The sequence below is a fragment of the Vibrio aerogenes genome (assembly GCF_024346755.1).
In the GTDB taxonomy this organism is placed as follows: Bacteria; Pseudomonadota; Gammaproteobacteria; order Enterobacterales; family Vibrionaceae; genus Vibrio; species Vibrio aerogenes.
Genome location: NZ_AP024862.1, coordinates 1,303,063 through 1,317,252 on the forward strand (window position 1 = coordinate 1,303,063; position 14,190 = coordinate 1,317,252).

12 protein-coding genes are annotated in these 14,190 nt (G+C 43.3%); all 12 read right to left on the reverse strand.

The features are described from left to right. Position 1: 1 nt before the first annotated feature. The 12 genes from tssH to OCV29_RS23060 all read right to left on the reverse strand — a co-directional run bounded on the left by tssH (position 2) and on the right by OCV29_RS23060 (position 13,828). Positions 2-2,629 carry a type VI secretion system ATPase TssH gene (gene tssH, locus OCV29_RS23005; RefSeq protein ID WP_073602318.1) on the reverse strand — a complete coding sequence of 876 codons (2,628 nt, stop codon included), beginning with the start codon at positions 2,627-2,629 and terminating at the stop codon, positions 2-4. Positions 2,630-2,654: 25 nt separating this feature from the next. Continuing rightward, on the reverse strand, positions 2,655-3,428 hold the full coding sequence (icmH, locus tag OCV29_RS23010) for a type IVB secretion system protein IcmH/DotU (protein WP_073602319.1): 774 nt from the start codon (positions 3,426-3,428) through the stop codon (positions 2,655-2,657). A 2-nt stretch (positions 3,429-3,430) separates the two neighbouring features. Continuing rightward, the gene (gene tssK, locus OCV29_RS23015) at positions 3,431-4,765 is read right to left on the reverse strand and encodes a type VI secretion system baseplate subunit TssK (protein ID WP_073602320.1); all 1,335 of its coding nucleotides are present in this window, start codon (positions 4,763-4,765) and stop codon (positions 3,431-3,433) included. A gap of 5 nt (positions 4,766-4,770) precedes the next feature. Further along, positions 4,771-5,262, reverse strand: a complete 492-nt coding sequence (gene tssJ / locus OCV29_RS23020; RefSeq protein WP_073602321.1) for a type VI secretion system lipoprotein TssJ — start codon at positions 5,260-5,262, stop codon at positions 4,771-4,773. A gap of 2 nt (positions 5,263-5,264) precedes the next feature. Next, complete coding sequence (tagH, locus tag OCV29_RS23025) at positions 5,265-6,776, reverse strand: type VI secretion system-associated FHA domain protein TagH (RefSeq protein WP_073602322.1); 1,512 nt, start codon at positions 6,774-6,776, stop codon at positions 5,265-5,267. 3 nt (positions 6,777-6,779) lie between these two features. Then, a complete protein-coding gene (gene tssG, locus OCV29_RS23030; RefSeq protein ID WP_073602323.1) occupies positions 6,780-7,787 on the reverse strand; it encodes a type VI secretion system baseplate subunit TssG in 1,008 nt (335 codons plus the stop codon). Then, the gene (tssF, locus tag OCV29_RS23035; RefSeq protein WP_073602324.1) at positions 7,751-9,523 is read right to left on the reverse strand and encodes a type VI secretion system baseplate subunit TssF; all 1,773 of its coding nucleotides are present in this window, start codon (positions 9,521-9,523) and stop codon (positions 7,751-7,753) included. Before tssF ends, tssG begins: the two co-directional genes overlap by 37 nt. Before the next feature lie 3 nt (positions 9,524-9,526). Then, positions 9,527-9,964 carry a type VI secretion system baseplate subunit TssE gene (tssE, locus tag OCV29_RS23040; RefSeq protein ID WP_073602325.1) on the reverse strand — a complete coding sequence of 146 codons (438 nt, stop codon included), beginning with the start codon at positions 9,962-9,964 and terminating at the stop codon, positions 9,527-9,529. After that, complete coding sequence (gene tssC / locus OCV29_RS23045) at positions 9,964-11,436, reverse strand: type VI secretion system contractile sheath large subunit (RefSeq protein WP_073602326.1); 1,473 nt, start codon at positions 11,434-11,436, stop codon at positions 9,964-9,966. The genes tssE and tssC overlap by 1 nt, the downstream gene beginning before the upstream one ends. A gap of 66 nt (positions 11,437-11,502) precedes the next feature. Next, positions 11,503-12,027 (reverse strand): type VI secretion system contractile sheath small subunit, encoded by a 525-nt coding sequence (gene tssB, locus OCV29_RS23050; protein WP_073602327.1) that lies wholly within the window; start codon positions 12,025-12,027, stop codon positions 11,503-11,505. 255 nt (positions 12,028-12,282) lie between these two features. Next, on the reverse strand, positions 12,283-13,560 hold the full coding sequence (locus OCV29_RS23055) for an SEL1-like repeat protein (protein WP_084193216.1): 1,278 nt from the start codon (positions 13,558-13,560) through the stop codon (positions 12,283-12,285). Further along, entirely contained in the window at positions 13,544-13,828 is a 285-nt protein-coding gene (locus tag OCV29_RS23060; RefSeq protein ID WP_073602328.1) for a type VI secretion system PAAR protein, read from the reverse strand. Before OCV29_RS23060 ends, OCV29_RS23055 begins: the two co-directional genes overlap by 17 nt. Positions 13,829-14,190: the final 362 nt, after the last annotated feature.

A 14,190-nucleotide genomic window follows, 5' to 3' on the forward strand; every position in this document is an offset into this window, starting at 1 on the left:
TTTATTCAACCTCTCCGATAAACTCACCGTCTTCTGCACCAAGATATACGCGGTTCACATCCGCTCTTTCTGCCAGCTTATTCAGTAAAGCCAGAGAAACAGGTGGCAATAGTTGCCCTTCGATTATCGCTTCAAGCATCCTCGCACCATTTTCGGAGCGCGTCGCCCGGTTAAGAATCTCTTCAATCAAAGAATCATCAATCTCAACTTCAGCGGAATAACGCTCTTTAAACAGATTCTCAAGACGTTTGAGTTTCGCCTGAACAATTTCAGCAAGTACTTCTTTCTTCAACGGCAAATAAGGAATCACTTCCATACGGGCCAACAGTGCTGGTTTAAAGAAATCCGCCAGTTCAGGGTATAGCCTTTCACTGATTAGCTTTGGTTCATCTGCATAGTCAACAATCGTTTGATAACCCAGATTGGATGTCAGGAAGAAGACGACATTTTTACAGTCAATCACCCGGCCTTCACCATCGGCAATTTCACCTTTATCGAAGCCCTGATAGAAAATGTTTAATACTTCAGGGTGTGCTTTTTCGACTTCATCGAGCAATACAACTGAGTAAGGCATTTTACGGATTGCTTCTGTCAGCACACCGCCTTCACCATAACCAACATATCCTGGCGGAGAACCGATTAAGCGGGAAACCGTATGTTTTTCCTGATATTCAGACATGTTGATCGTCGTCAGGAATTGTTGTCCACCATAAAGTTGCTCAGCCAACTGAATAACCGTTTCGGTTTTACCAACACCACTTGGACCAACAAGCAGGAAAGCCCCTTTTGGACGACCAGGGCGGCGCAGATCAGCTCTGGCAGTCAGCAGGTGGCGGTGCACCCGCTCAATCGCCATGTCCTGACCTTTGATCGTTTCGCCTAAGATGGAAGTCAGGTTGGTGATTTTATGCAGTTCATCTGTATTCATCTGATCAACCGGAACACCTGTCCAGTCGGCAATCACCTCAGCAATCTGATTGACGTCAACCTGAGGGTGAATCAAACGTTGATCATGCGGAATATTTTCGAGCTCATCATATTTCTCTTTCAATTCCACTTTGAGCGTTTCCACAGCATCCATCTCTTCTTCAGAAATTTCATCCTGCTCAGAAAACGCCATCAGCTGCCCACGCAACTCAATAATATTTTCTACCAGAGATTTCTGAGATTCCCAGCTGGCCAGCAGGATCTCTTTCTCTGCTTCATCATCTGCTTCCTGCAATCTCAACTCTTCAAGACGTTTTTCTTCATAGTCTTGTCCAAGGAACTGAGCCCGTTCAAGCATATCAATCTCAAGTTGACGCTGATGACAGTTATTTTCGAGCAATGCCAGGCGCTTCGGCGGTGTCGTTAAGTGAATCGCAATCCGTGCACACGCAGTGTCCAGCACATCAATCGCTTTATCCGGCAACTGACGGCCTGAAATATACCTTGCAGAAAGTTCAGCGGCGCATTTGAGTGCTTCATCAGTAATCAATACACCATGTGATTTTTCATACACACTATTCAGACCACGCAAAATGTCTACCGCTTGATCAACAGAAGGTTCATCCAGTTTAACCAGCTGGAAGCGACGGGTCAGTGCTGGATCTTTTTCAAAATACTTTTTGTATTCTTTCCAGGTTGTCGCAGCTACCGTACTCAACTCACCACGGGCCAGTGCAGGTTTAAGCAGGTTCGCGGCATCCGCACCACCTTCCTGATTACCGGCACCAATCAGTGTATGTGCTTCATCAATAAACAGGATAATTGGGGTAGGCGCTGCTTTAATCGCATCAATCACGCCTTTCAGACGCTTTTCAAATTCACCTTTAACCGATGCACCCGCCTGTAATAAGCCTAAATCTAAAGCCATCACTTCAACATTTTTCAGCTGATCCGGTACTTTTCCGGCAAACACCCGCAAAGCCAAACCTTCAATCATGGCACTTTTACCCACACCGGCATCACCAACCACAATCGGGTTGTTTTTACGGCGACGGCAAAGAATATCAACCATCAGGTTCAGTTCGTCTTCCCGACAAAGAACAGGATCTAATTCACCCTGACGCGCTTGCTCCGTTACATTTGTACAGTATTTTTGCAGCGGAGAATTCGCTTCCTGTTGCAACATATTACCCGCAGCCTTGCCTGATGCAGATGGAGTTTCAACTTCTGTCTCAGAAGAATCAGTCACAACCGCTGCAAAATTCTTCTTAAGGTTCTCACGATTAATTGAATCAAACAGAGAAATTAACGGTGTCGATAAGTAGCGATCAACCCGGGTCAAAGCGGCCAGGAAAATTGCACCAGAGCGCAACTCTTGCTGATCCAGTTCAGTTGTAGAAAGCAACCATGCTTCCTGCAGCAATTCAACAAGTAATGGAGAAAACGCAGGATAAGTATCCAAAACATGCTCACGTGAGTAAGTACTTGCAATAGCTTGTTTCACACGTTCAAAATCAATATTAGCCTGCTTCAGGATCACGCGGAGATCAGACAGGGGATTATCGAGTAACACATCAAGATAATGTTCCAGAGTGACTTCAGGATGCTGACGTTCAATACAAAGTGAAGCTGCCTGTTCAAGTGCCAGCTTACTTTGTTGGTTTAGTTTTGAGATAAGAGTGGGTAATTCAATTCGAATCACAGTAATCACCTAGCCTAAAAATGAATTAAAGAAGTTGCGTTAACTGATTAATAACGTCCGACGATTTTTCATGTAGTAACCAGGTGTATCCTAAAAAGACACCAGCCCACAACACAGCAAATCCGACAAAAACCGACCAGACCGGCAGTTGGTGATTCAAACGATACTTCGCATCAACAACATGCTGATTAGCCTGAGATAATGGTTTTATCTGGGGTTCTTCCAAAGTGGTTAACAGGTCATGCAGGTGATTGATCACCCGTTCACGTTCATTATGACCATTCACCATGACACGATACTTACCTTCAAACCCCAGAATCAGACAGTAATAAATGAATTCTAATAAGGGTTGATAGCGTTTGGGCTCACCTTCCAGACGGGCAAGAATGGTATACACTTTCTCCCCACCCCAGGTCTCATTATGAAAACGGGACAACATTGAGTGAGATGCCCAGATACTGGACGCTCCCCATTCCGTTCCCATGACCGCTTCATCAAGAAACGTACATAAGATATACCGGTATGCCATGACGACAGCATTCTCAAAACCCTTCTCACTCAATTCGATTTCGATGGCTTTAATTTCTTCTATCGTCTGATTGTAAATTTGTTCAATATTCGGACAAGCCGTTAACCCGCGAACCCGCAACGACAATCCAAATAAAGGCGTCGCAGCATCGATCAAGACATTAGGATTATCACCACGTAATTTGAACCAATAGTCCTGGTCGCGATCGATATTTTCAACATTATCAAACAGTAAGTTGTTAAGCGGCTTAGAATTATTTTCCTGCTCCACAATTAACTCCTGATTGCCCAGAATTGTAAATCAAGGTCTTCAAATGCTGCCGCAACGTGGAATGCGAATCCACTGGCCTGATGCAACATTGACCATGCCGAGCTTGATTTATCCAATTGATAGTATGTATACCCGGCATGATATGGCAGCTGCCTTGGCGCAACAGGAAGTGCGACCAACGGAATACCTGGTAATTGTAATGAGATAAGCTCTCTGATTTTTTCAACTGAAGCCACTTTGGTCTGCTGAACAAATACCCGGCGTAGCTCATCCAGAGGCATTTTCGCTTTCACAGCAATAATAAAGTCAGCGTCTTCCATCAGCATCTTATCGTGGATTGGCGCGACCATCAGGCCATACTTCCGTTTATCCAGCTGGATCGACACAGCTCTAGGCTCAAGTACCACACTCAGGCTCTGTCTCAGATACCGAATCAACGCCATAAAGGAGTCAGAAGGCATGTCGTGGTTGTACACCGGAATTGATGGTGGCAGCCGGCTTTCGTCAGTAAATGTAGAAAGCTCACCACAAACACAGGCAAAGCATTCAAAAAGACGCTCCGGATGCAGACTACGCAACTTCGCTAAGTGCTCCATCTGTGGCTGCATGCGGTTTAATGTCTGAAGCAACATAAAATCAGAAACATCCGCCACAGCTCCCTGACTTGGAGAACTGATACGCTGCGCGATATTTCTGGCCCGCTCCGTCATCAGGCCAGCCATTTCAGTCACAACCCGGTGCAGGGTAACATTCACTGATGAATTAATATGGCAAGGGATAAACTCAGGATCCAGAACAACACTACCATCGGGCCTTTTTTCCTGAATCCGGGCAATCGCAAAAGACGCATAAGAGCTGCGATCTTCTGATTCAAGCATCAGTTGCATGCAAACGGGGGCAACATTAATCGTCGTTGTATCACCCTGCATACTCTGTACGTCGCGAATATCCATCCGGCGGCTAACATACCGGCCTGAGCCACGCTCTTCGGGCCAGGTCACTTCCATCAATGCTTCAGTTCGCAATGGCAGCGCCAGATAGACAAGTTGATTTGCAACAGACTCACCGTGAATTTCCAGTGGTTCAGGCATTGCATCTTCCTGAGGGATATTGAATACAGTGCCATCAGGCATTACACCAGTGGCACGTTCAATCGCAATACGTCCGAACGCCAGATATTCAGGGTTTAAAGTCAGATCAGCCACACCATACAAATAACGACTCACAGTATTCATGCGTTCGTCAATATAGTATTCAGTGTGTCGTTGCTGCTGTTGGAAATGCTGAGGTTTTATAAAAAGACCTTCATTCCAGATGACACGGTTACGGGCAAACATCTCAACTATTCCACTCTTTTTAATTTGACATCGTAATCTTTAAAGTACATAAGCAAATGGTACTTACGACCTTTATTCAGAACCTTGACTGCTTTTTTCCATTCACTGACTTCCGGTTCGGCAAAATGAGCCATCACTCCAATATAGTGAGTATCCGGAGACAGGTGAATTTGGTCGACAAACTTAAATTGCCCTGGCATCAGAACATAGTCATAATCCCGGACAAAATTACTTCGCAGTGCCTTCTTATAATCTTCTTTAATTGCATCATAATCGGCTGACATGAACATCGAATCGTCTTCTAACTCAAATACCTGAACTTCTACCGGTGAAGCTTCACCCCAGATATTCGGGTTGACACCATCATCAATGACCATACTAAATGTCACTTCTGTCGGTTCCTGAGCCGGATTATAGTTTTCAGCCGGGTTATCACCGCCACTACTACAAGCCGACAACATCGTCAAAACCAACAGGATAAAAGCCAGTTTTTTCACAGTCAGAACTCCAGTTGTTTTTCTCGGATTTTCTTATCGTATGCCTGCTCAAAAATTTCCCAGAAAAGCTTCTCAAAACCTTTCTGACGATTCGAAGTCAGCTCCTGATAATAGTTGCTGTACATATTCCAGGCCCATGCTTCTTCCGACTCATGATGAACTTCGTGCAAACGCTTGTAGTTATTAAAACGACGCAACAAAACCTGAGGTGAAAATGCGGCTAAAATCTGTTGCAATGCTTCAGTGGTTGCATGCAATACTGCGTCATTGTGATCCTGAATATTTTTCAGGCTCTCAGCGATGGCTGCGGGAGCAGAAAGATGCACCAGACTTTTATCTGAGTCATAGAGTGTCTTCAGTGTCTCTTCATAAGAGAGACCGAGCCTTAATGGATTATCTTCGATTGGCTGCAAATTACGGTTCAACATCTCAAACCGGCCATGATCAACCTGACGATGCAGCTCCAGTAATCCTTTAATACATGACTGGAGTGACTGACCAATTTCCTCAGACAGGAAATGCATTTTTTCCATATCCTGATCATTGAGAAAATTAACCCCCAGTCCATCCAGCATCGGGCCAGTCAGGAGATGCTGCCCGTAACGATTTTCTGCATCAGACTGAGTCGGTTTTGACACCATACTTTTTGCGACTTCTTCTTCAAGAAGATCCAGTACATTTTCATCCATTCCATAGCCCTCTGATTGGTTTGAATCTGTTGTATTTAAATTGTGATTTACTGGCTCACCTGTCTTCTCAGAAGCAGAAGTCTGATGCCGTAAAGATTGTTGTTTTGATTTTCTGCCAGTCTTATTAAAACCGGCAAAACTAAAAATTTTCTTCAGGCTGATGGACGAAGTCATGTCATATTCTCCATCTTCCTGTTGAGTTTCCTGCAGTGTTTTACTCTGAGACTCATAACCTTCAGAAGAAAGAATACGTTTCTCTTCTATTTCATCTGCCGCTGGCTCCTCTTCCACACCTTCAATCAGAGAGTTGCTGTCATCTTCAACTTTCACCATGGTTTCTTCGAGAGCAAGTAATGGATCGACAACTCCCGTTTCTTTGGCTGAAAGATGCAGAAGGTCAGCTTCACCGTTATCATCGGCCAGTAACGTATCCTGATTATCAAACATTTGCTCCAGGACGTGGTTGGATGCCATATCTTCTTTGATGTTATGCCCCAGATAGACCCGGATTTTATAGGGGCCGATTTGGACTTCGTCTTTATTTTCTAACTTTGCCAGCTTTCCGCTGCCCAGAGGCATCAGGGAACCATTGACATAAGTTTCACCGCACAGATCCCGGAGACAAAAAGCCCCGTCAATCATTTCAATCTGGGCATGATTCGGCTGGATGTTGCCATTTTTATCCGTAAGTCGCCAAAAACTATCTACTGAGGTACCAATACGGCCACCATCCGGGGTCCAAGAGGACTGAGGTGTCAAACCGGATTCGAGCAACTGTACGTTAACGACAACCATATTGAGTAAAGGCTGTTCTTCTATCGTCATACTTTACTGCCTTACTTGTATCAACACTTTGTTATTCAAATTTTTATTGCCCAAAAATGAGTACCAGCCCAAAGCAACACCTTGTTCAGAATTCAGGCAAAGTTCCGGAATTTCCTTCTCATCAAGAGACAATTCAATATCATATGCCATTTGTTCCCTGAGAATGAACTCAACCAATTTACATAATGGCTGAAACTCCTTCCCAATCGGAAGAAAGTCAGTGAAACGCTGGCGGGACAACCCATTGACGCAAACAACAAATTTCCCGTTGCAGTCCATCACAGATTCTCCGATAACACTATCCATGCCTAACTGACCATTTTGTTTGCCAAGACAAAATTGTTGTTCCTGATTGATCGCAACTTTCCGTTTTTCCCACTGCCTGATCGTGACATCTTCCAGATCAAAACAGTGCGCAATAATCCCGGCAACAACTTGTGGAGAACGGCTTCTGCCAGCCAAAACACCTGCATAAGCAAGCATTTTACACCAGTTAATTGGCGTATCTCCGCGCAGATCCGGGTCAGCCAGTCCAACCAAAGCAAATAATTGCTGAGAGAACAGGTCCTGCGCATCATCCTGAAACCGCACGTAATAGCGATACTTACGCCAAACACGATACACCAGGGTGATCAGCCGGTTATTGAAGAAATCCAGGAAAGGCCGGCGAAAACCACCACTTTCTTCCTCAACCAGTTGCTCCAGAATAAATCCCGGCAGTGGTGACTGCGCACCAGTCAAACCAAAAAAGTTTGTCTGTAAGATCAGGTGATCTTTATCAAAACGGGTTAAATCAGTGACATCAGCCGGCGAAAAACCCAGGCTGGGATTTGCGCTAAATAACAGACTGCACAACATTTCCCAGTCTTCGTCTTCAGGGTTTGTTTTTTGCAGCTGCTGTAATAATTCCACCAACTGGAAAAAGTTATATGACCTGACCCGCTCAGGCAAAAGACATTCTTCTTGCTCACCCTCTAAATCAAGGGCTGCATTCCTATCCGGGTTCCCCATGTATACTTCTCATTATTACTAACATTGACCAAAATCAGTTCGTGGAAAGAATTAATGTTGGCATACAACGCGAAAAAGTGACTCAGAACCCGGCCAAACAGATACAACTCACCCTCTGAACCAAACCCGGTCTGATCGATAAATATTTCCGACTGCAACCCCCGAACCGGTAATCCCCGCAATAACTTATCAACTGGCTTCGATTTAATATCAATGATTCCGGCCAGCCGTTTTTTCGCAACCCGCTCAGCCTGTCTGTCAACTAAAGCTCTGAAATCATAAGCCCGCAACACACTACTTAATGCATCTTTTGATAGCAGAGAAAGGTAGTTCAGCGACAGATTCGAGATCAGCCCCCAAAGCAGGCTACCATCCAATACCGGACGTAGCGGCTGCGATGGAATCGTGATATTTCTGAAGGTAACAAAATCGGGCGAAGTATCCGTCGGCTGACAAATTTCTCCGACACCCAATTCAATGGGTAATAAACGGTTCGTGCAGGTCAACTGAATAGAAACGGCTTCATCAACATCAATTGATCGCGTCTCATCTCCCCGTATAAAGGAAACGAACGAGTCAAACCCATCGCCACGAATACTATCTTTCACCCGGGTTCTGTAATAAAGAACCTGGCGATTGCGGACCCGTTCCACCTGATGCTGAAAACTTTCAAACGGGTGATAAACACGTTTCTCACCACGAATTCTCTGGCTGTCCTGAGTTTTATCCTGCCAGCCATACACACCATCGACACTAAAGACCTCATAATGTGAAGGGTAACGACTTGAAGGAATGATCCGGTATTCAGACTGTTTACCTGTTAAATCAATCGGATCCGCATCATGTTCGAACAGATTAATAATCGGAGCACAATACAGCTGAAAGCTCTCCTCATTAATCCGGACATCTGTTGGCAGTGTTTTTGAAAAACGAATTTTCATCGTCATACGACCACGTACTGACGAAGGAATCACTTTATCCAAAGAAAATACATCAATAAAATGGAATGCTTGTGGAAACGACAGATATTCCTGAAGAATCCGATACCCTTCATAAACATTCTTTGGATAAGGTAATAATGCATCCTCGGATGAAAATCCTACAGATTTCAGCGCATCTTTTGGAACATTAAATTCAGTACCATCCACATCAATCACGATCTTATTTAAATTGTGGTTGAGCCACAGATAAAGCATTTGTGCACTGTAGATATCACCACCTAAATAAAATCTTAAGCTGTCAACCAAAGCTTCACCGACTGACATTTCACCCTGCATCATCAGTGAAATATTCACCGTACTCGACTCGCGGGTGTGATGGGAGGTAATTCCCTCAATGACAAGCGGAAACAGCGACACATCCCGACAGGTGCGGAAATGGCATGTTGTTCCTAACACATCTCTGGCACTATCAAGCTGAACCCCTGATTTGATCACATGCTTCTCACTCACACTTGATTTAGGTTCAAATGCGACAATACTCATGCTCGGAACCGGACGCAGATAGTTCGGCCACAGCATGTTAATCAACGAATGGGTTAATTCAGGAAATTCATCTTCAACTTTTTCTCTTAAGCGCGCAGTCAGAAATGCAAACCCTTCCAGCAAACGCTCAACATCAGGGTCGGTCACCTGACCATGCAGAAAACGGGACAACTGAGGATGAACCTCAGTAAAATGTTTTCCCTGCTCTTTCAAAAATGAAAGTTCTTCCCGAAAATACTTATCTTGTGCCATGTATTAATACACTCGATACTGACGATTTTGATCCAGCAACAAACTCAGCTTCACTGTATTGTGAATCGCACTTGTATTCACTTCTGCAACAATGCTGAACCGAAGGCTCAGTGGATTAAAATTATCTTTCTCTGATGTCACCACAATATTTTTTAACCGTGGCTCATATTGGTTCAAACATTGCTCTATGGCTAAACGGATTCTGACTGAAAGATCCAGAGTTTCCAGCGTGGCGTCATTAAAATCAACTAACCCCAAGTCCGGTGCACTCTGAGCTCCTCCCACGCGCGTATTCAGTAAATTAGAAACATTCCGCTTAATCGAGTAGAGCACGTCATCGGCATCTGGTCCCTGCGTCAGAGACGCAGGTTTATCGCCGGCTTCCAATCGTTCAAAGAAGCCGACGCCAAATGCAACCTCTTCAGGTGCAATGTAAGACATTACTGATCTAAACGTCCTACCAGTGACAACTCAAAGTTCGCACCCATGTACTTAAAGTGAGGACGAACCGCAAGAGACACTTGGTACCAACCAGGATTGCCTTCTACATCGGTCACTTCGATACGCGCTGCTCGAAGTGGACGACGGCTACGTACGTCTGCTGGTGGGTTTTCCTGATCAGCGACATACTGTTTAATCCAGGTGTTCAATTCACGTTCAAGATCTTGTCTTTCTTTCCATGAACCAATCTGTTCGCGTTGCAGCACTTTAATATAGTGTGCAAGACGGTTGATGATCATCATATAAGGAAGCTGAGTACCCAGTTTGTAGTTAGTCTCTGCTTCTTTACCTTCCTTCGTATTCGGGAAGACTTTTGGTTTTTGAATCGAGTTTGCAGAGAAGAATGCAGCATTGTCACTACCTTTACGCATGGTCAGTGCAATAAAGCCTTCTTCGGCAAGTTCAAATTCTTTACGGTCAGTAATCAGAACTTCTGTAGGAATCTTCGCCTGCAGCGCACCCATTGATTCAAATACGTGGACAGGCAGATCTTCAACTGCACCACCACTTTGTGGACCAATGATATTCGGACACCATCTGTACTTCGCAAAACTGTCTGTGATACGTGTACCCAGTGCGAATGCAGTGTTACCCCACAGGTAATGCTCATGAGATTCACGGACATTTTCCTGATAATTGAAAGTCTTAATTGGATTTTCAATTGGATCATACGGCACACGTAGCAGGAAGCGAGGTGCAGTCAGACCCAGATAGCGCGCATCTTCAGATTCACGCAGTGAACGCCATTTGGTGAATTTAGGGCTTTCAAAAATAGATTTCACATCTTTGATATTTGGCAGCTCTTCAAAAGAGTCAATACCAAAGAATTCAGGACCAACACTGGACAGGAATGGCGCATGAGCCATGGCACCCAGAGCAGCCATATACTGAAGCAACTTCATATCTGGTGTTGATGGGGTAAAGGCATAGTTACCGATCATCACACCGGTTGGTTCACCACCAAACTGACCATATCCTGAAGAATACACTTGCTTATACAAACCTGACTGGCAAGTTTCCGGAGCAAATTCAAAATCTTCCAGCAATTCTTCTTTGGTTGCATGGATAATATCGACTTTGTTGTTTTCTCTGAAATCTGTGCGATCAATTAATAGTTTCAATCCACGCCATGCCGATTCCATTTGCTGGAATTGCTCATCGTGTAAGATTTCATCCATTTGAGCACTGATTTTCTTATCTAATTCAACCAACATCTGGTCGACAAGAGATTTATTTACAGGCTCAGATTCCTGATGAGAACCGATCAGATTTTCAATAAACGCAGCCACGCCCTTCTTGGCTACATCATAGCCTTCTTCATCAGGAGCGAGGCGGGTTTGCGCCATTATCTCATCAAGCAGGCTCGCTTCACCGGCCTGCGATTGTTCAAGTACCGTTTCTGTAGCAGACATCAATCAAATTCCTAAGTTGACGTATAAAAAAAGTTAAACGAAATACCTTATGTATCGCGTCGACAATTATTCTTGAGGTTCTTCCGGCTTTGATTCACCTTCACCACCGCTGATGATATTCAATTCAGCAAGTAGTTTGTCACGCGATTCACCAGATGCAATCAGCTCTTGTAAACGCTCTCTGAATGCAGGGATATTCCCCAGAGGGCCTTTCAAGGCAACCAACGCTTCACGCAGTTCAATTAACTTTTTCAGTTCAGGTACCTGAGATGCAACCGCATCAGGGGCAAAATCAGACAGTGACTTAAAGCTTAATTCAACAGGTAAGTCCGAATCTTCTTCACCATTCAATTTATTTTTCACAGAAGTGCTAACTGAAAGGTTACTTTCACGCATGACTGATTCAAAATTATTCTTATCAACCGAAACTGTAGGGCGATCTTCAATCTGAGTTTCTTCAGTATGACCTTTAAAATCACCAATGACTAAGGTCTTCATTGGCAACTCTATCTCAGCTTGCTGATCTCCGGTTGCAGGAACATATTTAATATTAATGCGCTCCTTGGGAGCGACACTACCTTCTTTAGACATAAAAAGTCTCCAATACCTATGCCAATAGTCGTTGCTTACCGATTTTCATCTCACATCAAAAAATATCAACGAAATAAATCGTTATTTCATAAATATAATTTTGAGATGAAGACACTCCGTAATATCCGAAAAGATCCGAATATAAAAAATAATTAGATATATCTGATTAATTATTCATTATCATTCTATCCAACATCCAAAAGACGCCTGATAACCAGATATATTTTTAAATAAACACAAATTATTTCAAAGTAATTACAAATCCCAATAAATATCGTGATTGTAAAATAAAGTTTTCTCTTTATAGTCGGTCACAAAAGCATTTGCTTCGATAACTTCCGGAGGTGTTAATTGTTCTGTTACATCAACAAAAAACTGTTCAACCATTTGATGTAATTTAGTAAAACGGTCATCTCCGGCAAAATCCAGATAAAGTTCAGAGAAAGCTCGTGCTTTGATTAAATCCTTGTCAACGAACTGGTACGACGCCGCTTCATGAGAATATATTTTTGCAACTGCAAATAAGGAGGTTAGATCTCCGGCTTCCACGGCTTTTAAACGCCATTTAAATGCCTCCTGAAAATCATCCCGGGCTTCATATAATTCAACACATGCTTTGATTGCAGGAATAAAGCCTTCCGATGCAGCTTGCTTATATGTACGCAATACATCCGGATCACGACTGCCATCTGTTGAAAACTTCAGTTGAGGTGTTCCACTCCCCTGTTGTCTGCGTGCTTTCTCCATTAATGCTAATGGATAATTATATTTCACTGAACGACGGAGATAATAATCAGACTTATCCGGAAATCTATTCTGAAAAAACAGAGACAGTAAATATGTTGCTTCTCCTGGATTCTGCCCAGCAAAAGCAATCAAACCATCATGATAACGTTTTTTCCAGGTATTCCGATCTTTTGGCCGAAGCCAGTCTCCACGTTTATAGAGATATCTCATCGCATGCAAATTTCCCAACTTCGCTGATAATTCAATATATTTTCTTGATTCAGCAGGCGTTCGGACGGTTGCATTATATTTCATCAACTCAACAGCATATAAAAACGCAGCGTCCGCATGTTTTTTATCTGCGGCATACCGAAGATAAGCACGCGCATCACTATTTTTAAATTGCGCCCTTAACAGACGTCCTTTTTTATAGGCTTGATCAGCCGACATCGACTCAATGTCATAATCATAGGTCTGTTCATCCGCAACAATGATCTTTACAGTTTGCGAATCATCATCAGCATTATTTGATGCTTTGATATCAGCTTTTCTGTCAGCTTCTTTATTCTTTCCAGCGTCTTTATCTTCTGCGTTTTTTGTCACAGATTTATGTTGGTTGACTTCTTTAACTAACTCAGCCGTTGCTTTTGCTTTGACTGATTCAGTTGTTTCAGTAACCGGATCAGGAATAATATTTCCTGGTATATCCAATAACGCAGCAGAAAGAGGAAAAGACTGTGCCGATATGGCTATTCCTAAAAACACTACACGGGATAAAACACCGACATGTTTAGCCAATATTAACACTACTACCACCTTTCAAAGAACCACCACAACTTACAGCATCGCCGACTCTCGCAGCCGGTTTGCCATCAATCATGACTGTACCTGAACCACCAGAAATTGATCGTCCATGAGGAGGATGTTTAGGTTTTGAGTGCGGAGCCAGTGGATCACCTTTACGAGCTGCAGGAATACCATCGTATTTTACGGTGCCAGAACCAGCAAGTACCGGTGTTGGCGGAAACCCAGCATGATCGGACCCTGTATGTCCGACGACTATTCCATTTCCCATATTTGCCTCATCGTTGTTAGTCAATCCAAAACATGATGAATATTCAGCCTGTTATTCACCATATTATTGAATTCCTAATATTTTCTTTTTATTTGAGCTAATTTTTTGAGTATTTTCTAACCATTCAGGCAATTTATTGCCTGAATCAGGCAACTTGTTGCCCGCTTTAACTTTCTGAAGCGATTTTCCCTTATATTGACAAAATAATCTAGTGCCAAAACACTAAAAATATATATATCAGAAAAACCATCCAACGAAGTGGAGAATGTCACAAAAAACACTAAAAAACAACAAATGTTCGATATTTTATTTTGGTAAACGCGAGTAAATTAACCATAAATTGACATAATTCTCGCTTTGGG